The sequence below is a fragment of the Asticcacaulis sp. W401b genome (assembly GCF_046503825.1).
Lineage (GTDB): Bacteria > Pseudomonadota > Alphaproteobacteria > Caulobacterales > Caulobacteraceae > Asticcacaulis.
This window is the reverse complement of record NZ_JBKFEE010000004.1, coordinates 348232-369667: the sequence shown is the minus strand read 5'-3', so window position 1 is coordinate 369667 and position 21436 is coordinate 348232. Positions and strand designations below refer to the sequence as shown.

Here is a 21436-nt window from a genome sequence, read left to right as displayed (position 1 = left end):
CGCATGTCTCTCGATCGTCTCGTTCTGGCCTTTGCCGGAACCGTCGTGCTGGTGTCCGTCGCGCTGGCGCATTTTGTTCACCCGAACTGGGTGTGGCTGACCGTCTTTGCCGGGACCAATATGATTCAGGCCAGCTTCACCGGTTTTTGTCCGGCGGCGATGGTGTTCAAGGCGCTGGGCGCCAAGCCGGGGGTGTGCTTCAAATGAGCAAGTCCTATCCCGAAATCACCGCGCGCCTGTCGGCCCATATCAAGACTCTGCGCAAAGATATTCCGGAAACCATGGCAGGGTTTTCGGCGCTCGCCAAGGCTGCCACCGCCGATGGTGCTCTCGATAAGAAAATGAAGGAGTTTATCGCTCTGGCCATTGGTGTCGCGACGCGCTGCGATGGCTGCATCGGCTATCATACCGAGGCACTCGTGCGACTGGGGGCGACGAAACAGGAGGTTGAAGAGGTGCTCGGCATGGCCATCTATATGGGAGGCGGGCCTTCGCTGATGTATGCGGCTGACGCCCTCATGGCGTTTGAGCAGTATTCGGGGGCAACATAACCGTGCCGCCCCTGTCTGCGGCATTTTGCCAGAAATGCGGCGAGAGTGACCGGATATTTATCCAGATATACAGACGTAAGTAGATTATGATTTCTAAATAATTTTATGAATTTAAAGGATATACAGACGATCAAACACTTCAGCGAGTGGTGAGATGGTGCGGTTGCAGGCTTCAAACCCGCGCATTTCTCGCGTCCCAGCCCTGCTTTTCATGACCCAGTGCGCCGCGCCAGTGTCGGCGACGTTGCCGGGTATAAGGGCTTTTCGGCTTGCTGACGGGCTTCTTGAACTTGATCTCCGGGCCAAGGTCTCGACGAACGCCTTTGAGCCATTTCAGGAAGGCTCTTTGCTGCTCGACATCGACCTTTTTGGTCGGCTTCTCTATTCGGCTGCTCACCAGTTTGATGACGCTATCGATGGTCTGTACTGCGCCCGGCTGGTCTCGATCTCGCAGGAGATCATGGACGAGACGCTTGGCGTGGGGCCTGTAGTCGATCTTGGGGTCGAACCATTGGCCGATATATTGGAGGACAAGAGCCTCGTTTTTGAAGGCGGAACGCATACGCTTACTCACTTAGTTGCATAATGCAATTTTACCATATCGCATTGTTCTAAAACAATTTTAATCGGATATTCGGATAGAAAAAGGCCTCCCTGAACCTTTTATTGGAGTGGTGTTCAGAGAGGCCGGGGTAACGCTCATGGACCCTGAGCGTTAGTCGTATAACTGCCACGCCGTGTGGCAAAAACGGTCGAGGAACCGTTGGGCCTCGAACGGACAGATGAAGTGGAAGCGATAATCGCCGTTGGCCACCATCTCTTTCCAGTAGCCTTGTGCGACGCTGGTGCGGCACCAAGCTTCGGCCTCAGCCAACTCATGAGGCCAGCCTTCGAACTTCATGGTCGTCATGACCGTTCTCCCAGCAGGTCGGCCAGCAGGATGGCTGCCAACTCGTATTGTTGCTCGTCTTGGAGAGCGCGCCACAAGGTCAGCGCATCGGCCGCAGACAGGTCGGCATCTTTGTTCTGGGACAGGTAGTTCTGGCCGCGCTCAAGCCAGACCGCACTAAAGTGGCGCTGGCTGTCTGTAAGGCCCCTCGTTTCCATGAGGGTATAGATTTCGGTCATTCGCATGATCACCTTCCATGATTGGTTCATGGATATTTAGGCTGGTGATCTGGGTAGATAACGGCGGCTTTAATATCTAGGGTCGCGGCATAAGGATGCCATTTTCCCTGTGCTATTCGGTGTCGGACATATCGAAGGTAATCATCCGGTGTTTTAGGTTTTCCAACCCGGTGCCGCCTCATATTACAGGTCCAGCAGGCTGCCACGATGTTATCAGGGACATCTCTTCCCCCCTCACTTTCGGGGATAAGGTGTTCTGCGGTGCACTTTAATGTGCGGGCCTCACGTTCGGTGAATCCGTATTTGCTCACGAACTGATCGAGGCCATCAACCCAGATCGGCATCTCACAATAGTAGCAGCGCCAGTCCTGACGTTTAACAGCTTCAAGTCTCAGTTTTTTTAGGCGACTAGTCATGACACAACCTCGTTTCAATGAAGAAACGGACGTGCAGCTATCGATTACGACAGCCCCTCGGTTGGAAGGTCAGTTGCCTTGCACGAGACAGCACCAGCTTAGCGCCACTCCGTAGTCCCTATCAGTCCTCTGCTAAAAGCAGGATCGAAGGGCCATTGGCCCACACGCACTTATGTTGCGACGTCTGACTTGGTGACGATACGTGGTCAGTGGTCAAAAGTCAAAAGTGGCATCAAGACGAGCGCCTCTGGTGGTGTGTTAACCGAAAACGCAATCAATGATTTAACCGCCTAATGTCATGCTCTGATAATGAGCAGACGCAGACCAGCTTTTCAGGCCAGACATTATAAGCGCCGATCCAATCCGGCGCGATATGCCCCGCTTTTCATTCTCGTCGGCCTTGCCACGTATCTGAGCTATCCGCGTGTTGTGCGCCTCATTAAGAACGAGCCTGCCTACTATTCAAACTGTTCAACCGCAAAAGCTGCGGGCGTGGCCCCGATATATAGATGGGAACCCGGCTATCGTGCGGCGATGGATCGTGACGGCGATGGCGTTGCCTGTGAGCCTTGGCGATGATGGGATCAGGTCTTCCCTGACATCTTCAAAAGCTTTTCGCCGTCAGGCCGCAGTTCCCCGGCCGGGCTAACCAGCCTGTACAGGGTGTTTCTCGTAATCCCAAGCTCGGCACAGAGGTCGCCGACGTTCGTATCCCTATGGCGCATAGCGGCTTGTGCTCGGCGCAGGCCGGATGGTGTTAGGGCGAACTTCCTTCCACCCATTCGTCCACGGGCGCGGGCTGCCTGTAGCCCGGCAACGGTGCGCTCACGGATAAGTTCGCGCTCGAACTCTGCTAATGACGCGAAGATGCCGAACACGAGCTTCCCAGAGGCAGTCGTCGTGTCGATGCTGGCACCATGCCCCGCCAATACCCGCAGCCCAATGCCCCGCGCCGTCAGGTCATGTACGGTGTTGATCAGATGTCGAAGATCGCGGCCCAAACGGTCTAACTTCCAGACGACGAGCGTATCGCCTTCCCTGAGGGCTTTGAGACAGGCAATCAGCGCCGGACGATCATCTTTCTTCCCGCTGGCAACATCTTGGTAGATGTCCTCGACCCTGACACCATGCTCGACGAGAGCATCCATCTGAAGGTCCGTCTGCTGATCATGGGTGGAAACGCGCGCATAGCCAATCTTCAAAAACCACCTCGCATAAAGCCTGTCATTCAAACGTTCGATTACATGACTCTTCGCGCAAACCCTTGTGTGGTCTGCATTTGCGTCACTAAACCCGTCTTTCAAATTGTCTCATGCAAACCCCAATCTGTCTAAGAATCCGGGACAAGATTCTTGCTGGATAGCCCGGATGCATGATCTCGCCCGGCATTGTGATGTATGCTCTTCTGAAAATGCTCCGGATCGTTGCCTTGACGGCGGTGCCATTGTTCACGCAATCCTTGGGTGCGGACCCAATCATCGCTGGGAGAAGAGGAGAGAGAAAAAAGAAGGAGCGCAGCGAACAGACATCGAGCCACATGGCACACAGACAAAAACACTCACATTCTTTCTAATACCTCTTTAGAAGAAACGTGAGTTTTTTTAGACCAGTTCTCATATAAATGATCGAATAGATAACTTAATCCGCATTTTTTCGAACAACATTTAAATACCAAATCGCTTCAAGCGTGTGATATAATATTCAGGAAAGGAAAATTACTTCCGCGAAGTTTGTAAGATATTTTAGTATGCGCAATTTGGTTTCGTTCTCATTGATGAATGACTTCATCGGTTATGGAGATCATGAAGGAAAACTTCATAAAGGCGTTATAAGCAGCGTTGTTCATTACGCTACATTCCATGATCTCGCTGATATTGTCAGGTGGATGGCGGATGAGGGGAGAGTTCATAAGGGGGTGGAGCCTTATGGGATTGTGCCGAGCCGATTTGTTCCATGCCGGGCTGAGCAAAAGAAGTTCGCGGGAATGAGGTATGCCCGTAAGGCCACCTATGAGAAAGATGAACTCAGCTTTTTCTATATCGACATCGACAACTCCAAGCCGTCTGTGAAGGTCAATATGGACTTGGCTTTGGCCAAGATCGAGGCCGCCGGGCTTTCATACGTGGCATACACGACGAGAAGTCATACTCAGGAGTGCCATCGATTCCGTGTCCTGTTCCCGGTAGATCGTGTCATTTGCCGCGCGGAGGCGGTGAAGATTGCGGTCGCCATGAATGCGAAATGGATCAGCGGTCAGGCGGACCTGAGCGTGTATGATGGGGCCGATTTCATCTACCTGCCACTACCGAAGGCCGATGTCCGTTGTAGGTTAGATGGCGAAGCACTGGATACCGCGTCACTCGTGCAGGATGGCGAGGCGTTGATCGCTCAATGCCCCCTCAGGCAGATCGGCGTTACGAAGGCTGGTAGTCAGAAAGAACGCAAACGAGTTGCCAAAGATGTAGCGACCTTGGCGGTGCGGCCGTCTGTCGATGATCATTCTATAAGGCCGGAGATTGGGGTCCATAACCCCGATGTTTTTTGCCCGGCATGGCTTGAGCTATATCTGAATTCCGACAGCCATTGGGAGACCATGAGAGCCATTCTTGGCAAGGTCTGGAAGCGCACAGATGGCACCCTGACGTTCGGGGAAACGCGTAAGATTTTCGGCGACATTGATGCTGCCGAAGGCGACTACTTCCTTAAAAAGTATGGCGAAGACAGCGTTCAAGAACTTATTCGCTGGTATTTCACGTTACCCCCCAGTGGGGCAAACGATAACTGGCAGCCGATCCTTTCGGAAGAAGACATTGGCCTGACGATAGACGTGATGGAGGCGGAATGCGGGGCTGGCAAGACCTATGTGACGGTCGGGGACATGGCCGCATCATGGGACAACTACGTGTTCGCCGCACCGAAGATTTCTGACCTTCGGGCAATCAGAGAGCAAATCGGGGCGGTCTATGGTGTTAGGCCCCAGATCATCGCGATACACAGTGAGGCTGGGGACGACAGGGTCCCATCGCAACTTACGCAGTGGCGTCGGCAGCTTGATCGTCGCACGGATAAAAAGCCTGTCGTCGTTTTGACCACCCATGCCGCCCTTATGATGCATAATTGGAGGGACTGGTCAGATTTTCGTCTTGTGATTGACGAGGTCCCAGAGGTTTTCATGACCCAGACCATCAATATCAAGAATAACCCGGATGTCTTGGCGCGGCACGTGCGTGTTTCGAAAATGACGGACGGCAGGTGTCATCGAGTGGCCATGCGAAAGGCTGGCCGTGAAGCCTTGGCCAGCCATGACTTTGACGATAGCCAATCGATCAACAAGGAGGTTCTTGGCTACCTATCTTCCCGGAACCTAAAGACGTGGGTGGCAGCGGAGGACTGGGCAAAGCGGGATAAACAGGCGATTACATTCTTCTCGATGATCACGCCGGAAAAACTCATCGGCTTCAAGTCTGTACGGATGTTGGGGGATGAGGTGACGAAGTCTATCACCTTGAGAGCGTGGGCCGCAAAGTGGGGAGTCAAGGTCAAGAAGTTAAACCCGCCAGCGCGCCACCGCAAAGTGGCAACCGGTGATCGGGTCACTATCAGATACTTCGCTGAATCCGGAGATGCGTCCCTCTCCCTATTTGGTGATAAGCAGCCTGACCTCTTACACAAGATGAGTGATTTCATCGAGGCCGAGCATCCGGGTGAAGACGTTTTATGGACAGCGAATGAGCGGTTCCGAGCCGACGCGGAGATCAAGGGCGGCACCTACTTGACACCCCGGACGCATGGGCGGAATGACCTCCAACGTCATACCGTCTTGGCATGGCTTGCTGCGATGAAGCCGAGCACGGCCACCGGCGCGGCGGTTCAAGGTGTTTGCGGCATGACCTATGACGATGTCGTCGAGTGGCGCGAGTACAATTGTATGTATCAGTTCGCCATGCGCGGGAATCTTCGCGACCCGGATAGCGCCTTGCCGGTTTCCATATATGTATATTCGCGTAAGCAGGCCGACTACCTGCACCGGCGATTAGGCGGAAAGGTGGAGCATGTCGGCGACAGATCGGGGCTGCCGGTGGCAACAAAAGCGTCTTTGTCTTCCTCTCAACGCAAACAGGTCCAGACATGGTCAGATAAGATGGTGGCGCATGGCTGGCAGAATTGGGCTGAGGTCCCGGCTTCTAAGACGAAATCGAAGGTGGCAGTCGAACTGGTGGCAAACATTGAGAGAGCCGTTGCTCGAAAGCTGAAAGACGGCTGAACAGTCACTCCGGAATAGGTCCGAAGGGGAGTGTCGAAAGGGACACAATTTAGGGTTTTTGACTTTCCCGACTGGCAAAGAGTTAATGCCATGTTAACTTCGTGTCGGGTTGAGGGAGGGCATGGTGCGCAATCCGCAGTTTCTTGATCGCGTGGTTTTTTTCGTTGCTTTCGTCCGCGTCTCCCGGTCCGGATATAACCGGTTTGCGAACTTTTGGACCAAGCTGGGCGAGCGGTTCGGCGTTCGTCTTCCGAAAATCTATTGGACCAAGACTCGCTCAAAAGCGAACGTAGGCGTTAATAGACAGACATGGGAAGATGTTACGGCTTCACGTTCGCCAGTGGTGATCACTGTCCATGGCACCGGTGATGGCGATGACACCTTTGACTTAAATGGTGTATCCGCATTTGACGACGAAGGTAAAAAGTGGTGGCAGCGAAACGGAGACTTCCGAAAAGAGGTTGAAACGCACCTCGAAGGAGAAAAGCCGGGCTGGCTTCCGTTTCACTGGAGTGGGGAAAACTCTGAGTTTGACAGACAGCGGGCAGCAAAAGGCTTAGCTAAAGTTGTTGGTTCACTGGCTCAACGCAGTATTCCTTATATAATTTTGGCTCACAGCCACGGGGGAAATGTTGTTGATTTGGCCATCAAAATCCATCCGTCTGTCTGTGGGGAGGCGGAATACTGCAGAGCTATAATAAGTTATGGAACGCCGTTTTTTCGCAGATCAGAAGAGAAGAAGTTTTCAGCAAAGATTCTAGAAGTCGCTTTGGAAATTTTTAAATTCAGCATTTTTATTTTAGCAATTAATATTATTTCATTTTTTGTGAGAATTTTGTTTATTGGCGAAGAATATACCAATATATATTATGCTATTTTATTAATTACAGGCATGTTTTATCTTTTTTACTATTATATTGACGTGAATAAACATCATACTTCCATCAATATATGGAAAGAAAGAATCGAGGCAATCTGGCATCCGATAGTGAGCCATAGAGATGAGGCAATCGGATTTTTGTCTCTTTTTTCTAGAGAGAATTTTTCCAATAACAAAAAATACTTGTTCTCACGGCTAATAAAATTGAAAATATCTTTTAATTTAATTACAAAGATTTTTGTATCAAAATTCAATGAATACTCTAATTTTTTTATACTTTATGCAAGTATTATTTCTGTTTTTATTATAAGAAAAGATAAAGCCATTTCTTCTGAGGAGAATAAATTAAACACGTTTTTATTTTCAATAGATTTCAGCACATATCAATTTGAAACCAATGAAATATTTTTATATTTTATAAGTTTTGGAAGTTTTTATATTGACGTTTGTATATCATATATTTTAATTTTTGCATTGTGTGCGTTTTTTTACTTTTTGTTAAAAGTTCTATTTTTATTTGAAAGGTTATCTGCTGGTATATTTTTCAGCATGTCTTCAAGTATAGCATTTGGAGATGATGGCTTTTTTCAAGTTAATTCTATTGGAGAAACGCCAGAACATATGCCGTGCAGGCCTGTATTATTAATAAATAGGAATGATTTTGGTGATTTAAGTGAATATAGACTAATGACCTCTAGAGATTTTATATACACTAGCGTAATAGAGTTAAGGAGCTTAAAAACTTTAATAGATAAGCCGGATGATTTTATAAAATCTTTTTTTGAGGGCATTTATCATAATGCCTACTTCAAAGACTCGGAAGTTGTTAAAATCACCTCAAATATCACCAACGACGGCCTTTCGGGAAATTTTTCATTATAAACTCTGGATTTTTTGATTTTTCGCTTTTCTCTTAAATGAACGCCAGTGAGGCAAAAAATCGTGAAAGAAAAAGAGCGCGGTTACGCCTCAACCTGAACGAAGCGTCCTCTGATGTACTTCTTGCCGATGTTGGACGGTATGTCCGATCGTTTTCTGTTGTTTTTCATTCCGCCGCTATAGCCATCGGCTGGTCGGCCGCGTCCTCAGGCGCAATCTCTTTCTTCGTCTCGAACAGATGTCCGTAACGTTTCGAAACCTGCTCTCGTGATAGGCCGACCATCTCCGCGATGAGCGTCTTCGTGATCTTCAACCGCTGCCGTTTGGCCGACTTGATCGCCTCCTGAATGGCCTTCTCGTGTTTGGAGGCCCTGATGAAATGGGTGGTCTGCGCGCCGCGCTGGTGCGGGTTGTCGCTAACCTCGACATTTGGCAGAGCGTATATGCGGCGCTTGGCAAGTTCGTAGAACTTACGGTCTTTCTCGATCCCGATGAACTTACGGCCGGTATTCACAGCGGCCACGCCGGTCGTGCCACTGCCCATCGTGTTGTCGAGGACGACGTCGCCCGGCGCGGTGTACGTTCTGACCAGATATTCCATGAGCGCGACCGGCTTCTGGGTAGGGTGCTCCGCTTTTGTCTCACAGGCGAAATTCAGAACTTGTCGGGGGTAGCCGGTGATCGTCTGGACATAGTCCCGGTGCGACGGTCTTTGAGCAAAGACTGACGCACCGTTCAGCTTTCGACCTTTGCGTCGGGCTGGCTCCATATCGCTTAGCCCCTGCGGGTTGTAAGTCATCCGGTTCCGACTGTGGTCATGAACTTTACCCGTTGAAAACACACATATTTCTTCGATGTCTCTCAAGGGCATGTTCTTAGCATGTACGAAACCGGAGGGCTTTGGCTTGTGCCAATACCAATTATACTTGAAGCGCTCGACCTGAGAGCAAATCAGCCTAGCGCTGAAAGGCGGGATTGCGAAAAGGACCACAGCAGCATTGGGCTTGAGGACTCGCCAGTATTCCGACCACATACTTTCAAGGTCTATTGGCCGGTCCCACTGCAGTTCCGTCATGCCAAAAGGCGGGTCACAGATGATCGCATCAACGCTGTTATCGGGGAGGTTCTTCATGACCTCCAGACAGTCGCCGTGAAAAAGCTGAACTCTCATCTCGCCCCCTACATCGTATCGGCATACCGTAGGGATTGATGGTTAAAGGGGCGTTATTCGTGAAGTATGGCCGTGCTTGGGATCTGTAAGCGGCGGTGCAAAAACCGACCACGGAAGCGCCGGGATCGTGCCGGTGCGGGCGGCGTAAAAATCGTCCACCTATGTTCTGTCTGCAGGTCGCAGGGAGGACGGAAGGATTTATACCGTGGAATTGTATTTGAAGGTTCGGCTGGCGTGTTCCGGGGGCATGAGCCAGCGGGAAGCGGCGAAGCATTTCAACCTCTCGCGTGACAGCGTACGCAAGATGCTGTCGTTTTCGGTTCCGCCAGGCTACCGTCGGCAGGCGCAGATCAGACGTCCGAAGCTGGACGGTTTCATTGACATCATCGACAGCATTCTGGAGGCGGACCGGACAGCGCCCCGCAAGCAGCGTCACACGGCCAAACGGATATTTAACCGGCTGAGGAAGGAGCATGGCTTCACGGGCGGCTATACGATCGTGAAGGACTATGTTCGCGACCATGAGCGGCGCCACCGGGAGATGTTCGTGCCTCTGGCGCATCCGCCGGGCCATGCGCAGGCCGACTTTGGTGAAGCTGTGGTGATCATCGGCGGCGTTGAACAGAAGGCGTATTTCTTTGCCTTTGACCTGCCGCACAGCGACGCCTGTTATGTGCGGGCCTATCCGGCGGCCACAGCCGAGGCGTGGGTCGACGGCCACGTCCATGCCTTTGCCTTCTTCGGCCTGAAGCCCCTGTCTATCCTCTACGACAACGACCGTTGCCTGGTGGCGAAGATACTGCCCGATGGGACGCGCAAACGGGCGACCTTGTTCAGTGCCTTCCTGTCGCACTATGTCATTGAGGACCGTTATGGCCGTCCCGGCAAGGGCAATGACAAGGGCGCCGTCGAAGGCCTGGTGGGCTACAGTCGTCGCAATTTCATGGTACCCATACCGCGGTTTGCGACGTGGGAGGCCTTCAATGCGTGGCTGGAAGCGCAGTGCCGGCTGCGCCAGAACGACACCCTGCGCGGTGAGAGCGAGACGATTGGTGAGCGGCTGAAGCGTGACCTGGCGGCTATGCATCCCCTTCCGGCCGCCGCCTTCGAGGCCTGTGACCAGACCAGTGGGCAAGTCTCGTCACAGGCTCTGGTGCGCTACAAGACCAATGACTACTCCGTCCCGGTAAGCTTCGGCCATCAGGAGGTGTGGATCCGGGGTTATGTCGGCGAAGTCGTCATCGGATGCCGGGGGGAGATCATTGCCCGTCATCCCCGTAGCTATGACCGGGAAGATGTCAGTTTTGATCCCTTGCATTACCTGCCTTTGATCGAACGCAAGATCAACGCCCTTGATCAGGCGGCCCCTTTACAGGGTTGGGATCTGCCCGATGTGTTCGCCACCCTGCGCCGTCTGATGGAGGTACGCATGGGTAAGCACGGCAAGCGCGAATATGTTCAGGTCCTGCGCCTTCTGGAGACCTTTGAGCTGGCCGAAGTGACCGCCGCGGTGAAGCAGGCCCTTTCTCTTAGCGCGGTCAGCTTCGACGCCGTCAAGCATCTGGTTCTGTGCCGTATCGAACAGCGCCCGCCACGGCTGGACCTCGATGTCTATCCCTATCTCCCGCGCGCAACCGTCGAGACGACGCGCGTGTCGGCCTATATGGGCCTGCTGGGGTGTGCGGAGGCGGCGGCATGAGCACGGACGTCCCGGAAATCCTGCTGGGCGCCCAGCTCAAGACGCTGAAGCTGCCCACCGTTCTGCGCGAGCATCAGAAACTGGCCCGGCTTTGCGCCCTCGAAGGCGTAGACCATGTCCGCTACCTGTCCCGCCTTATTGAGATGGAGCTGATCGATCGTGAACGGCGCATAGTCGAGCGGCGGATCAAGGCTGCGCGATTCCCGGCCAAGAAGAGCATCGACAGCTTCGACTTCGCCGCCATCCCAAGGCTCAACAAGATGCTGGTTCTGGAACTGGCGCGTTGCGAGTGGATCGAGCGAAGGGAGAACGTCATTGCCCTTGGACCCAGCGGTACCGGCAAGACCCATGTCGCCATAGGGCTTGGCATGGCCGCCTGCCAGAAGGGCCTGTCCGTCGGCTTCACAACAGCGGCGGCCCTGGTCAGCGAGATGATAGAAGCGCGCGATGAGCGCCGACTTCTGCGCTTCCAGAAGCAGATGGCGGCTTACAAGCTCCTGATCATCGACGAACTGGGCTTTGTGCCTCTGTCGAAGACCGGGGCGGAATTGCTGTTCGAACTGATCTCACAGCGCTACGAGCGCGGATCGACCCTCATCACCAGCAATCTGCCCTTCGATGAATGGACCGAAACCTTCGGATCCGAGCGGCTCACCGGTGCCTTGCTGGACCGCATGACCCACCACGTCAGCATCCTTGAGATGAATGGCGACAGCTATCGTCTGGCTCATAGCCGCGCCCGCAAGGCCAGACCCACTCCCTAATCCCCCGAAAAACGAGCCGCCCGCGTATGGGAGCCCCTTACGGGCTACGCCCTCCAGGCGCTCCCATACGCGCGCCTCAACTGGCCTGATTTTGCGCCGCCCCGTGGCCGGATTTTGCGCCGCCCTTGACAGTCGCACAAGGCTACTGGAAAGAGATGGTGGCCAACGGCGATTATCGCTTCCACTTCATCTGTCCGTTCGAGGCCCAACGGTTCCTCGACCGTTTTTGCCACACGGCGTGGCAGTTATACGACTAACGCTCAGGGTCCATGAGCGTTACCCCGGCCTCTCTGAACACCACTCCAATAAAAGGTTCAGGGAGGCCTTTTTCTATCCGAATATCCGATTAAAATTGTTTTAGAACAATGCGATATGGTAAAATTGCATTATGCAACTAAGTGAGTAAGCGTATGCGTTCCGCCTTCAAAAACGAGGCTCTTGTCCTCCAATATATCGGCCAATGGTTCGACCCCAAGATCGACTACAGGCCCCACGCCAAGCGTCTCGTCCATGATCTCCTGCGAGATCGAGACCAGCCGGGCGCAGTACAGACCATCGATAGCGTCATCAAACTGGTGAGCAGCCGAATAGAGAAGCCGACCAAAAAGGTCGATGTCGAGCAGCAAAGAGCCTTCCTGAAATGGCTCAAAGGCGTTCGTCGAGACCTTGGCCCGGAGATCAAGTTCAAGAAGCCCGTCAGCAAGCCGAAAAGCCCTTATACCCGGCAACGTCGCCGACACTGGCGCGGCGCACTGGGTCATGAAAAGCAGGGCTGGGACGCGAGAAATGCGCGGGTTTGAAGCCTGCAACCGGAATCGAACTGGATAATCGTCTAACCCGCTGTTTTTATGCAGGATCGACTCGAATCCGGGATCAATCCTATGCCAATCTTGCCAAGACGAATCCTGCAACCGGCACCATCTCACCTTATCACCTACAATTTATCGTTTAAAATCAACCGCAAAGCACAATGGTCGCATTTTTTTGCGGGTTATTGTGCCACGGAACTGTGCCACACGAACAGTCTTCCATCGTCCGCAAACCCTTATCCTAAAAGGGTTAGAGACGACTCCGACTGTGCCACACGACTGTGCCACACGGGTGATAATCCACGATCCGCAGAAGTGTCCGGGGCATCGTCTGGAAGCCGCGTCAAGCGCTCTGGCACGATCCGGGGCAATACTCGACGGCATCGTCGCCTCAATGATCGACAGAGGGTCTTGGGACTGTTCGCCCCGGATGATGGTCCAGATCGTCCTCAAACCATCCGTAAAGGCTCCGGACTCATCGTCAGGGGGCGGATGCTCTATGTGAAATGGCGGGTGCCTAAGGATTTGCAGGAGATCGTTGGGAAGACGCACTTCGTCAGGTCATTGCGGACAGGGCGCTTGAGCGAAGCTATTCCCAGCCTTCTCGGTAATCTGTCCTATTGCATTCGGGACACCTTATCCCTGTGATAATAGTATTTCTTCTTTCAGCTTCCCGAACCTCTTCTGGAGAAAGAACCTGCTTTTCAAATCTGTGACCGCAATTTAAACACCGATACCGAACGTTACGCATATGTTACCCCCGCGCTCTCTAAGAGTAATTTCCAAAGACTTTCAGCAACTTCTATTGCTGTAAGCCGTTCTTCTTTCATTGAAAATCCAAACGAAGCGGTCCAATAAAGCTCATAGTCATCTGACTTTATTGAGAATGAGCCATTACACGTATTCGTAGGGGCGTTTTCTGTATTGGAATAATACAAATCTCCGAATCCGCTTGAACCAGAATGGCAATGAACAGTGATTGCACTGGTCCCGTTACGCAATAGCGCATTCAATAGTGTGCAAGAGAATGAACTGGAGCCAAGGTCACTGAAACGCGCTTTCAGTCCCTCAACCCCGTTTATTTCAGAAACAAGAGATTTGAAATGGGCTTTAATCTCTTCGAAGGACTTAAACTTAAAGTCTGATCGATCAATTCGGTCAAATTCTTTCTTGGCCCGATAAATCCTCGCGGATGTTTCTAGCTGAGGCGCGAGAGTGGCGTCTCCAAAGGATTGCGAGGTTATCGCCTGACCGAAAACGTCTATGGCACGGCGGATTTCACTCACAACGTCAAGGAAAGCAGTGTTCTGGTTCTGCCACTCTGACACAGGCTGGCCATCCCTCGGAGTTGCCTTCAACTCTTTGATTGCTGACATCTTCCATTCGCAAGGTTCTAGCACAACCGGCACCAAGCGAATTTTTCCAGCTTTGTGACGCTCAAGTGCAACAGCAAGCTCAACGTCCATACAGTATCTGGAGGCAAGGTAATCCGGGCTAATCATCGCAATAAAAACGTCAGAAGACTCCAATTCGGACCTTATTTCTTTGCTGAGATCGCTTCCTGCCGTTATCTCGTGGTCGAACCAAACTGATATTTTTTCTTCCCGTTGAAGCTGGCTGAGATGGACACAGAGTCTGTCCGTGTAAGCTCTGTCTTTGTGACAGTAAGAGATAAACAGTTTCGATGCCATTCTGTGCCTCGCAATGAATGGTAGAAACTTGCTTCGATTCGCTTACTGGCTCAAGTATTTGTTCCCGTTTCGTGCGCGTGTGCCGCTATTTGCCCTGCAGATTCGACTTCGAACGGCGGGGGCTTAGTGGTGAAAGGCTGTCGATTGCCTTCTTGAGTATCGTTATAGGAAAGCCGCTTCCGTAATTTTTATGGACTTCGCGCCTACTGGAGTCTGCCCAACCCCCTAGGGCTAAGGCGACGTCTATTCGAACGCCCGCAGTGCGGAGGGCATCTCGGAAGACATGCCTCAGGCTATGATAGCAGGTGCGATCCCCGGCGATCTGTACGCCAATCTTCCGAACATAACGCCCATACCACTTGCTGAATTCTTTTCCGTACGAGCCGTTTGAGGCACGAGCTAACTCCGGGAATAGCTTTCGTTTTCCGCTTTGGCGACGGAGATCAATAAAAGCGCTGAAGCCCATTTTCATAAGGTCTTTATGAACAGGTATGATCCGCTTACTAGCCTCAGTCTTAAGAGATTTATCGCTGCTCTCACTAACTACGAATGCGAGGATGCCATCGATCTCCGCGACGTCGGCGGTATCGAGGGCGCAGGTTTCATTCAACCGCATGCCCGAATACAGCCCGATAAGCGGCACCCAGAACTTCGCCGTGTTTCGGTGGGCTTCCGCCTCGGTCGTGTAGATCGGACTGCTGAAAATCTTTCGTAGCTGTTCCTCGCTGTACGGCATCCGCTTATCTTTGAGCTTTACCGGGTCAATTACCCGCAGCCCTCGGCATGGGTTCTTCTGGATGTATCCCTCGTTGGCTGCGAAGGTCATCAGGCTCGATAGTAAGCCCATGTATTTATTGATGCTTACTGGGCTTAGCTTGTCTTTGATTTTGCTGCGTTTCACCATCTCTGCCACGGCTTTTGCCGACATGTCGGGATAACGTTTCGACGAATTGGGAGGCAGCACTCGCAGGACAGAGAGGACCGATTTCGCGGCATCCCGGTCGATCTTCTCGATGGCGGTATCACGACCGATTACATCGAAGATCACCTCAATCATCTGTCGATATTCAATCGAAACGGACTCCCGGCGATTTTTGGCAGGATCGGCAAGAAACTCGTCGAAGACCATCTCCACAGTGCGCACAGGGATCGTCTCTTGGACCATTTGCACAGGCTGGATAGCCATTGGCTGTGGGGCAGGGGGGATCGTCCTTTCAGGCTGTCCCGACAGTTGGTTCTCAAACCCTTGTAGCCAGCTTTCGAATTCATACGCCATGGCTCTGAGCCTTCTAGCGGCTTCGCTCAAGCGCCCTGTCCGCAATGACCTGACGAAGTGCGTCTTCCCAACGATCTCCTGCAAATCCTTAGGCACCCGCCATTTCACATAGAGCATCCGCCCCCTGACGATGAGTCCGGAGCCTTTACGGATGGTTTGAGGACGATCTGGACCATCATCCGGGGCGAACAGTCCCAAGACCCTCTGTCGATCATTGAGGCGACGATGCCGTCGAGTATTGCCCCGGATCGTGCCAGAGCGCTTGACGCGGCTTCCAGACGATGCCCCGGACACTTCTGCGGATCGTGGATTATCACCCGTGTGGCACAGTCGTGTGGCACAGTCGGAGTCGTCTCTAACCCTTTTAGGATAAGGGTTTGCGGACGATGGAAGACTGTTCGTGTGGCACAGTTCCGTGGCACAATAACCCGCAAAAAAATGCGACCATTGTGCTTTGCGGTTGATTTTAAACGATAAATTGTAGGTGATAAGGTGAGATGGTGCCGGTTGCAGGATTCGAACCCGCGACCTGATGTTTACAAAACAACTGCTCTACCAACTGAGCTAAACCGGCACGCTGCGAGTCATTGAGGCTGTCGCAGACAGGGCCGTCCTTATGCCGGGAGCCATCGCAGAACGCAACGGATTTGCCGCCTTCGCCACAGATTTTTTCGTGCTTTGGGCATCAAACCTGTGTGCAGGGCGGCAAAATGGTCTAAAGGACAAGCCGATTTCCTGAGTTTTAGACGGTCTGAGCATGTCCCGCATTCTGATCACTTCCGCGCTGCCCTATATCAACGGCATCAAGCACCTCGGCAATCTGGCCGGGTCCATGCTGCCGGCCGATGTCTATGCCCGGTTCATGCGGGCGCGCGGTCATGAGGTGCTGTATATCTGCGCGACCGACGAACACGGCACGCCGGCTGAGCTGGCCGCCGCCAAGGCCGGGCAGGACGTGAAGACCTATTGCGACGAGCAGCACCTGATCCAGAGGACCGCCGGTGAGGCCTTCGGGCTCAGCTATGACTGGTTCGGCCGGTCAAGCTCGGCTGAAAACCGCCACCTGACTCAGGCCTTTTGCGAGGCGCTGGATCGTAACGGCCTGATCGAGGAACGCACGGACAAGATGGTCTATTCCATCGACGACGGGCGTTTCCTGCCGGATCGCTATGTCGAAGGCACCTGTCCGCATTGTAAGTTCGAAAAGGCGCGCGGGGATCAATGCGACAATTGCGGGCGGCTGCTCGATCCGACGGACCTGATCAATCCCTATTCGGTGGTGTCGGGGTCGCGGAACCTTGAGGTGCGCGATACCAAGCACCTCTATCTGCTGCAAACAAAGGTCGAGCCGCAGTTGCGGGCGTGGATCGAGTCGAAGACGCAGTGGCCGCAACTGGCCAAATCCATCGCCATGAAGCACCTCGAAGAGGGGTTGATCGACCGCGGCATTACGCGCGACCTGAAATGGGGCGTGCCGGTAACCAAGGACGAAAAGCCCAGAGAAGGCTTTGAAAACAAGGTCTTCTACGTGTGGTTTGATGCGCCGGTGGAGTATATCGGCGCCACGCAGGAATATTTCAATGCGAAGGGAAACGCCAACGGCTGGCAAAGCTGGTGGCGTCTCGATGAGGGGGCGGACGACGTCACCTATGTGCAGTTCATGGGCAAGGACAATGTCGCCTTCCACACAGTGAGCTTCCCGGCGACCATTATCGGGTCTGGTGAGCCGTGGAAGATGGTCGATACGCTGAAGGCGTTCAACTGGCTGAACTGGTACGGCGGCAAGTTTTCGACTTCGATGAACCGCGGCGTGTTCATGGATCAGGCGCTGGAGCTGCTGCCGGCGGATTATTGGCGCTGGTATCTGATTTCGCAGTCTCCGGAAGGCTCGGATTCGTCGTTTACCTGGGAGCAGTTCCAGAGCGCGGTGAACAAGGATCTGGCCGATGTGCTGGGCAATTTCGCCAACCGTATCCTCAAATTCACCGAGTCGAAGTTCGGCGGCGTCGTGCCGGAAGGGGGCGAGGCGGGCCTGCTGGAACAAAAACTCTATGCCGATCTGTCGGCCTTGCTGGCGGAGGCGACCGAGGCCTTCGAGGCCATGGAGATGCGCAAGGCAGCGCAAGCCGTTCGGCGTATCTGGGTGCTCGGGAACGAGTATCTTCAGGAGGCCGCCCCGTGGACGGCCTTCAAGACCGATGTCGAGCGTGCGAGCGTGATTGTGCGCCACGGCCTCAATCTGGTGCGCCTCTATGCGGTGCTCGCTCAGCCGCTGATGCCGTTTGCGGCGCAGTCTATCGCCGACTGTGTAGGCGTCGAGCTGCCGCTCGATTGGCCGACGACGGACGCTCAGGCCGAATTGTCCAAACTGCCGGCCGGTGCAACGGTCCGATCCGGCGAGGTCCTGTTCAAAAAGATCGACGACGACATGGTCGCCGACTGGGCCGCGCGCTTTGGCGGCAGCGACGCCGCCTGAACAATAATTCATTAGCGAACAAAGGCGTTCGGACGTATCCATAAGCGACGGAGGAGTCCCGTTATGGATTTATCGAACGCCTTTTTCAGCTATCGCGGACGCTTTCGCCGCCGGGATTTCTGGCTCTATAGCGTGTTTTTGTGGCTGATCAGCTCGGCCTTTGTGGCCCTGTTCGGCGGAGACGATCACGGGATCAATTTGCTGCGGCCCTATCGCTTTGACGGGGTGGGGCTGATCGGCTTTGTTGCCTGGCTGGGCGTGCTCTATGCCACCTTCGCTGTACAGGTCAAACGCTGGCACGATCGCAACAAGTCGGGGTGGTGGGCGTTGATCACGCTTGTGCCGCTGATCGGCTGGCTATGGGTGCTGATCGAGTGCGGCTTTCTGGAAGGTACAAACGGCGATAACCGCTACGGGGCGGCGACCAAACTCTGAGGTTTCAGGGAAGATTTTGGAGCGGGTAGACGGGATCGAACCGACATCCTCAGCTTGGAAGGCTGCTGCACTACCATTGTGCTATACCCGCCCTTGAGGCAGGGCCGTGGCCGAACAGCGTTTCAAGGGCGCGCGGTGGTGGGGGAAGCAGGACTCGAACCTGCGAAGCTTACGCAGCGGATTTACAGTCCGCCCCCTTTGCCGCTCGGGACATTCCCCCAAGCGCGCCCGTTGAAACGAGGTGGTCCTTAAACTCAATCTTTGAACAAAGAACAAGTCCAAAAACAAAAAAACTTTTTGGTTTCTGTGGATGCCCGCATTAAACAGACCGCCAATCTCGCCAAAAAGCCTTATCGGCCTCATATCGGAGCGCGTCTTATAGTGTCAAGCCAACGCGAACGCAACGACCCTAAATCGCGGAAAGGGGCCAATAGCCCTAAAAAATCGGGGTCGAAGACCGCTTTTTCGGGACAATCCAAACCTTTTGCCAAGGACAAGCCGCGCGACAAGGGCGGCAACGCCCCGGCTCAATCGGCGCGCGCCCAAACGCAGGCCCACTCTCAGACACGACCCAAACCGTCGGTGCGGGTGTCCGAAGACGGCTGGATCTGGGGCCTGCACGCGGTAGAGGCGGCGCTGAAAAATCCGTCCCGCCACGGACCGATTCGTCTTTATGTCACGCCGGGGCGTCAAAAGGCGCTGGAGCAGGTGGCCCCAAAGCGCGGCGACCTGCACGTGCGCCTGACCGAGATGGCGGAGTTTTCCGGCTTTCTGCCGCAAGGCGCGGTGCATCAGGGCGTGGCGCTGAACGGGCCACCGCTGGAAGGCGACGACCTGAACGGCCTGATGGAAGGGGCGCTGAGGCAGGCGCACCCGGTGCTGGTCATGCTGGATCAGGTGACCGACCCGCAAAATATCGGGGCCATATTGCGCACCTGCGCCGCCTTTGGCGCGGCCGGGCTGATCATGCAGGACCGCCATTCGCCGGTCATGCAGGGCGTGCTAGCCAAGACGGCAGCGGGGGCGATGGATAGAGTGCCTTTCGCGCGGGTGACCAATCTGTCGCGGGCGCTGGAGTCCCTGACGGAAAACGGCTTTGTCAGTCTGGGCATGGCGGGGGAGGCTGAACACAGTCTTCAGGCCGTGCTGGAACAGCAGGGCTGGCGTCAGTCCGGCAGCCCGCGGGCGTTGGTCATCGTCATGGGCTCAGAAGGCGAGGGGCTGCGGCGACTGGTGGCCGAACACTGCGACCATCTGGTCAAAATCCCCATGCCGGGTGGCTTTGAGAGCCTGAACGTCAGCCATGCGACGTCGATTGCGCTGTATGAGGCTCTGGGGCGCGCGGTTTGATCGCCTCGTAATAGTGGTTGCCGCCCTCATCGCTGTGGCTGGCGACGAGGGACAGGCCGCGAGCGTCCAGAAGCGCCGCATAGGCGGCCTGACCCAAGGCGCGAGAAAGGCGTCCGGTCAGGTTGTCCGACCATTCGCAGGCCTGAAGCGGTGCCGTAAACAGAAAGCGCCCGCCGGGTTTCAGCGCCTGGGCCACCCGACCGATCAGGGCCGCCTGATCCGCCTCCGATAGCAGAAAGATCAGACCCACGCAGACTGCCGCGTCGAAAGTTCGGTCAAAGAAGGCGCTGACCTGCGCCGCTTCGCAGGCGACCGGCGCGTCGGGAAAGCGGGCGCGGAAGGCGGCGGCCAGACGGGGCGAGGCGTCTATACCCGACACGGCAAACCCCGCTCCGATCAGGGCTTCGGCAATGGGCACGCCCGATCCGCAACCCACATCGACAATGGCGCTGCCGGGGGGCAAATGCGCTATGGCCCAGTTCCGCACCAGATCGGCTCCGACGCCGGAGCGCATCTGCATGAAGCGCTGGGCAAGCGCGTCCCAGCCTTCGGAGGGATCATCGGGCATGGTCGGGCTCCGGTGCGATTTAGAGCGTTTTTCGCTTAAGTGGATACCGGTTGAGCGTAAAAAAACGCGACAAAACAGAAATTTAGAGCGACATTTCGATTCAGAATGAACGAAATGCGCTCTAAGGTTTCTCCAGCCTGTCATGCGTTCTGCCTCTGGACAAGGCGGGATGTGAAAACTAGGAGGGTGTGCAAACCTTTTTATTTACGGGCCCGTCATGGACTTTTTCAGCAATCCTGAGTTCGCGTCTCAGGTCTCTGCCTTTTTTCAGGTCGTCTTTATCGACATCGTCATGGCCGGTGACAATGCCGTGGCGGTCGGTCTGGCGGCGGCGGGTCTGGCGGCCAGTGATCGCAAAAAGGCCATCCTTTATGGTCTGATCGCCGCGGTCATCATGCGCATCGGCTTTGTGCTGGTGACGGCCCAGTTGCTGCTGATCGTCGGCCTGCTGCTGGCGGGCGGGCTGCTTCTGCTGTGGGTGGCGTGGAAGATGTGGCGCGAACTGCGCGAGCCCGATACCCACGCGCAGGAACACGCCGAAGCGGCGCTGGAAGACGCTACCGGGGCCGATATCAACGGCAATCCCACCACGGGCGGGGCGACGGCTCCGGCACCCAAACGCAAGAGCTTCAAGGCCGCTGTGGTTCAGATTCTGATCGCCGACCTGTCGATGTCGCTCGACAATGTGCTGGCCGTGGCCGGGGCGTCGCACGCCCACCCGGAAATCATGGTCTTTGGCCTGATTCTGGCCATCGCCCTGATGGGGGTCGCCTCGCACTTTATCGCCAAGGTCCTGCACAAGTACCGCTGGATCGGCTTCTTCGGTCTGGCCGTCGTACTCTACGTGGCGCTGAACATGATCTGGGAAGGCCACCGCGACATCGTGGTCGATACAGGTAAGGTCGCGGAATATAACCAGATTGTGCCGGACTTTATGGATATCACCGAAAAAGACATCAAACACTTCGGCCCGAAACCGGCGCATTGAGTTTTGACTGCACAAATTGTCCGATAAGAGGGGCACTTTATCGGATTGCGTTCTGAAAGCGGTTCCTGATCTTCAGGGGCCGCTTTTTTTT

At 54.5% G+C, this 21436-nt stretch carries 23 protein-coding genes and 3 tRNA genes; 14 read left to right on the top strand and 12 right to left on the bottom strand.

All coding sequences use genetic code 11. The features are described from left to right. The first annotated feature begins 3 nt into the window (after positions 1 to 3). Together ACK8OE_RS11595 and ACK8OE_RS11590 are read left to right on the top strand one after the other, a co-directional pair. Positions 4 to 207: a DUF2892 domain-containing protein gene (locus ACK8OE_RS11595; RefSeq protein ID WP_410272627.1), complete on the top strand. Its 204-nt coding sequence runs from the start codon at positions 4 to 6 to the stop codon at positions 205 to 207. Next, positions 204 to 551, top strand: a complete 348-nt coding sequence (locus ACK8OE_RS11590) for a carboxymuconolactone decarboxylase family protein (RefSeq protein WP_290792594.1) — start codon at positions 204 to 206, stop codon at positions 549 to 551. The genes ACK8OE_RS11595 and ACK8OE_RS11590 overlap by 4 nt, the downstream gene beginning before the upstream one ends. 172 nt (positions 552 to 723) lie before the next feature. On the opposite strand, the gene ACK8OE_RS11585 is transcribed toward ACK8OE_RS11590, so the two are convergent. From ACK8OE_RS11585 to ACK8OE_RS11570, 4 genes are all read right to left on the bottom strand, one after another. After that, on the bottom strand, positions 724 to 1113 hold the full coding sequence (locus ACK8OE_RS11585) for a hypothetical protein (protein WP_410272617.1): 390 nt from the start codon (positions 1111 to 1113) through the stop codon (positions 724 to 726). A gap of 153 nt (positions 1114 to 1266) precedes the next feature. Further along, positions 1267 to 1461, bottom strand: a complete 195-nt coding sequence (locus tag ACK8OE_RS11580; protein WP_410272626.1) for a hypothetical protein — start codon at positions 1459 to 1461, stop codon at positions 1267 to 1269. Further along, complete coding sequence (locus ACK8OE_RS11575; RefSeq protein ID WP_410272625.1) at positions 1458 to 1679, bottom strand: hypothetical protein; 222 nt, start codon at positions 1677 to 1679, stop codon at positions 1458 to 1460. The genes ACK8OE_RS11580 and ACK8OE_RS11575 overlap by 4 nt, the downstream gene beginning before the upstream one ends. A gap of 26 nt (positions 1680 to 1705) precedes the next feature. Further along, a complete protein-coding gene (locus tag ACK8OE_RS11570; protein WP_410272691.1) occupies positions 1706 to 2023 on the bottom strand; it encodes an HNH endonuclease signature motif containing protein in 318 nt (105 codons plus the stop codon). A gap of 381 nt (positions 2024 to 2404) precedes the next feature. Between ACK8OE_RS11570 and ACK8OE_RS11565 the strand changes: the two genes are divergently transcribed. Then, positions 2405 to 2674, top strand: a complete 270-nt coding sequence (locus ACK8OE_RS11565) for an excalibur calcium-binding domain-containing protein (RefSeq protein ID WP_410272624.1) — start codon at positions 2405 to 2407, stop codon at positions 2672 to 2674. A gap of 5 nt (positions 2675 to 2679) precedes the next feature. Here ACK8OE_RS11565 and ACK8OE_RS11560 read toward each other — a convergent pair whose 3' ends face one another. Beyond that, positions 2680 to 3297, bottom strand: coding sequence for a recombinase family protein (locus ACK8OE_RS11560; RefSeq protein ID WP_410272690.1), 618 nt, complete (start codon positions 3295 to 3297; stop codon positions 2680 to 2682). Between the two features lie 545 nt (positions 3298 to 3842). On the opposite strand from ACK8OE_RS11560, the gene ACK8OE_RS11555 reads away from it, so the two are divergent. Further along, a complete protein-coding gene (locus tag ACK8OE_RS11555; RefSeq protein WP_410272623.1) occupies positions 3843 to 6359 on the top strand; it encodes a hypothetical protein in 2517 nt (838 codons plus the stop codon). 121 nt (positions 6360 to 6480) lie between these two features. Beyond that, positions 6481 to 8121, top strand: a complete 1641-nt coding sequence (locus ACK8OE_RS11550) for a hypothetical protein (protein ID WP_410272622.1) — start codon at positions 6481 to 6483, stop codon at positions 8119 to 8121. A gap of 163 nt (positions 8122 to 8284) precedes the next feature. On the opposite strand, the gene ACK8OE_RS11545 is transcribed toward ACK8OE_RS11550, so the two are convergent. Further along, positions 8285 to 9289, bottom strand: a complete 1005-nt coding sequence (locus ACK8OE_RS11545) for a DNA-methyltransferase (RefSeq protein ID WP_410272621.1) — start codon at positions 9287 to 9289, stop codon at positions 8285 to 8287. 205 nt (positions 9290 to 9494) lie between these two features. Here ACK8OE_RS11545 and istA point away from each other — a divergent pair, with 205 nt between their 5' ends. The 5 genes from istA to ACK8OE_RS11520 all read left to right on the top strand — a co-directional run bounded on the left by istA (position 9495) and on the right by ACK8OE_RS11520 (position 13209). After that, positions 9495 to 10988, top strand: a complete 1494-nt coding sequence (gene istA / locus ACK8OE_RS11540) for an IS21 family transposase (RefSeq protein WP_410272620.1) — start codon at positions 9495 to 9497, stop codon at positions 10986 to 10988. Continuing rightward, complete coding sequence (gene istB / locus ACK8OE_RS11535; protein ID WP_410272619.1) at positions 10985 to 11752, top strand: IS21-like element helper ATPase IstB; 768 nt, start codon at positions 10985 to 10987, stop codon at positions 11750 to 11752. The genes istA and istB overlap by 4 nt, the downstream gene beginning before the upstream one ends. Before the next feature lie 125 nt (positions 11753 to 11877). Continuing rightward, on the top strand, positions 11878 to 12009 hold the full coding sequence (locus ACK8OE_RS11530; RefSeq protein WP_410272618.1) for a hypothetical protein: 132 nt from the start codon (positions 11878 to 11880) through the stop codon (positions 12007 to 12009). Positions 12010 to 12162: 153 nt separating this feature from the next. After that, on the top strand, positions 12163 to 12552 hold the full coding sequence (locus tag ACK8OE_RS11525; protein ID WP_410272617.1) for a hypothetical protein: 390 nt from the start codon (positions 12163 to 12165) through the stop codon (positions 12550 to 12552). A 48-nt stretch (positions 12553 to 12600) separates the two neighbouring features. Continuing rightward, positions 12601 to 13209: a DUF6538 domain-containing protein gene (locus ACK8OE_RS11520; protein ID WP_410272616.1), complete on the top strand. Its 609-nt coding sequence runs from the start codon at positions 12601 to 12603 to the stop codon at positions 13207 to 13209. Between the two features lie 95 nt (positions 13210 to 13304). Here the strand turns inward: ACK8OE_RS11520 and ACK8OE_RS11515 are convergent, their stop codons facing one another. From ACK8OE_RS11515 to ACK8OE_RS11505, 3 genes are all read right to left on the bottom strand, one after another. After that, positions 13305 to 14252 (bottom strand): toll/interleukin-1 receptor domain-containing protein, encoded by a 948-nt coding sequence (locus ACK8OE_RS11515; RefSeq protein WP_410272615.1) that lies wholly within the window; start codon positions 14250 to 14252, stop codon positions 13305 to 13307. A gap of 85 nt (positions 14253 to 14337) precedes the next feature. Continuing rightward, on the bottom strand, positions 14338 to 15726 hold the full coding sequence (locus ACK8OE_RS11510; protein WP_410272614.1) for a DUF6538 domain-containing protein: 1389 nt from the start codon (positions 15724 to 15726) through the stop codon (positions 14338 to 14340). Positions 15727 to 16026: 300 nt separating this feature from the next. After that, a tRNA-Thr gene (locus tag ACK8OE_RS11505) sits at positions 16027 to 16102 on the bottom strand. A 183-nt stretch (positions 16103 to 16285) separates the two neighbouring features. Between ACK8OE_RS11505 and metG the strand changes: the two genes are divergently transcribed. Both metG and ACK8OE_RS11495 read left to right on the top strand, forming a co-directional pair. Continuing rightward, on the top strand, positions 16286 to 18004 hold the full coding sequence (metG, locus tag ACK8OE_RS11500) for a methionine--tRNA ligase (RefSeq protein WP_410272613.1): 1719 nt from the start codon (positions 16286 to 16288) through the stop codon (positions 18002 to 18004). A 63-nt stretch (positions 18005 to 18067) separates the two neighbouring features. Beyond that, positions 18068 to 18439 (top strand): DUF805 domain-containing protein, encoded by a 372-nt coding sequence (locus tag ACK8OE_RS11495; RefSeq protein ID WP_410272612.1) that lies wholly within the window; start codon positions 18068 to 18070, stop codon positions 18437 to 18439. A 17-nt stretch (positions 18440 to 18456) separates the two neighbouring features. Here the strand turns inward: ACK8OE_RS11495 and ACK8OE_RS11490 are convergent. Together ACK8OE_RS11490 and ACK8OE_RS11485 are read right to left on the bottom strand one after the other, a co-directional pair. Further along, positions 18457 to 18530, bottom strand: a tRNA-Gly gene (locus ACK8OE_RS11490). A gap of 45 nt (positions 18531 to 18575) precedes the next feature. Further along, positions 18576 to 18659 (bottom strand) — tRNA-Tyr (locus ACK8OE_RS11485). Positions 18660 to 18820: 161 nt separating this feature from the next. Here ACK8OE_RS11485 and rlmB point away from each other — a divergent pair. Then, positions 18821 to 19789 carry a 23S rRNA (guanosine(2251)-2'-O)-methyltransferase RlmB gene (gene rlmB / locus ACK8OE_RS11480; protein ID WP_410272611.1) on the top strand — a complete coding sequence of 323 codons (969 nt, stop codon included), beginning with the start codon at positions 18821 to 18823 and terminating at the stop codon, positions 19787 to 19789. On the opposite strand, the gene ACK8OE_RS11475 is transcribed toward rlmB, so the two are convergent. Next, positions 19737 to 20357, bottom strand: coding sequence for a class I SAM-dependent methyltransferase (locus ACK8OE_RS11475; RefSeq protein ID WP_410272610.1), 621 nt, complete (start codon positions 20355 to 20357; stop codon positions 19737 to 19739). The genes rlmB and ACK8OE_RS11475 overlap by 53 nt on opposite strands. A 217-nt stretch (positions 20358 to 20574) precedes the next feature. On the opposite strand from ACK8OE_RS11475, the gene ACK8OE_RS11470 reads away from it, so the two are divergent. Beyond that, positions 20575 to 21345, top strand: a complete 771-nt coding sequence (locus tag ACK8OE_RS11470) for a YjbE family putative metal transport protein (RefSeq protein WP_410272609.1) — start codon at positions 20575 to 20577, stop codon at positions 21343 to 21345. Positions 21346 to 21436 lie beyond the last annotated feature (91 nt).

Excerpts from the sequence above, each read along its gene's own strand:
- ACK8OE_RS11585 (WP_410272617.1), bottom strand. The coding sequence starts at position 1,113 with ATGCGTTCCGCCTTCAAAAACGAGGCTCTTGTCCTCCAATATATCGGC.
- ACK8OE_RS11495 (WP_410272612.1), top strand. The coding sequence starts at position 18,068 with ATGGATTTATCGAACGCCTTTTTCAGCTATCGCGGACGCTTTCGCCGC.
- ACK8OE_RS11470 (WP_410272609.1), top strand. The coding sequence starts at position 20,575 with ATGGACTTTTTCAGCAATCCTGAGTTCGCGTCTCAGGTCTCTGCCTTT.
- ACK8OE_RS11590 (WP_290792594.1), top strand. The coding sequence starts at position 204 with ATGAGCAAGTCCTATCCCGAAATCACCGCGCGCCTGTCGGCCCATATC.
- ACK8OE_RS11575 (WP_410272625.1), bottom strand. The coding sequence starts at position 1,679 with ATGACCGAAATCTATACCCTCATGGAAACGAGGGGCCTTACAGACAGC.
- ACK8OE_RS11565 (WP_410272624.1), top strand. The coding sequence starts at position 2,405 with ATGAGCAGACGCAGACCAGCTTTTCAGGCCAGACATTATAAGCGCCGA.
- ACK8OE_RS11520 (WP_410272616.1), top strand. The coding sequence starts at position 12,601 with ATGCAGGATCGACTCGAATCCGGGATCAATCCTATGCCAATCTTGCCA.
- ACK8OE_RS11595 (WP_410272627.1), top strand. The coding sequence starts at position 4 with ATGTCTCTCGATCGTCTCGTTCTGGCCTTTGCCGGAACCGTCGTGCTG.
- ACK8OE_RS11570 (WP_410272691.1), bottom strand. The coding sequence starts at position 2,023 with ATGCCGATCTGGGTTGATGGCCTCGATCAGTTCGTGAGCAAATACGGA.
- metG (WP_410272613.1), top strand. The coding sequence starts at position 16,286 with ATGTCCCGCATTCTGATCACTTCCGCGCTGCCCTATATCAACGGCATC.
- ACK8OE_RS11580 (WP_410272626.1), bottom strand. The coding sequence starts at position 1,461 with ATGACGACCATGAAGTTCGAAGGCTGGCCTCATGAGTTGGCTGAGGCC.
- ACK8OE_RS11515 (WP_410272615.1), bottom strand. The coding sequence starts at position 14,252 with ATGGCATCGAAACTGTTTATCTCTTACTGTCACAAAGACAGAGCTTAC.
- ACK8OE_RS11555 (WP_410272623.1), top strand. The coding sequence starts at position 3,843 with ATGCGCAATTTGGTTTCGTTCTCATTGATGAATGACTTCATCGGTTAT.
- ACK8OE_RS11550 (WP_410272622.1), top strand. The coding sequence starts at position 6,481 with ATGGTGCGCAATCCGCAGTTTCTTGATCGCGTGGTTTTTTTCGTTGCT.
- ACK8OE_RS11475 (WP_410272610.1), bottom strand. The coding sequence starts at position 20,357 with ATGCCCGATGATCCCTCCGAAGGCTGGGACGCGCTTGCCCAGCGCTTC.
- istB (WP_410272619.1), top strand. The coding sequence starts at position 10,985 with ATGAGCACGGACGTCCCGGAAATCCTGCTGGGCGCCCAGCTCAAGACG.
- ACK8OE_RS11545 (WP_410272621.1), bottom strand. The coding sequence starts at position 9,289 with ATGAGAGTTCAGCTTTTTCACGGCGACTGTCTGGAGGTCATGAAGAAC.
- ACK8OE_RS11525 (WP_410272617.1), top strand. The coding sequence starts at position 12,163 with ATGCGTTCCGCCTTCAAAAACGAGGCTCTTGTCCTCCAATATATCGGC.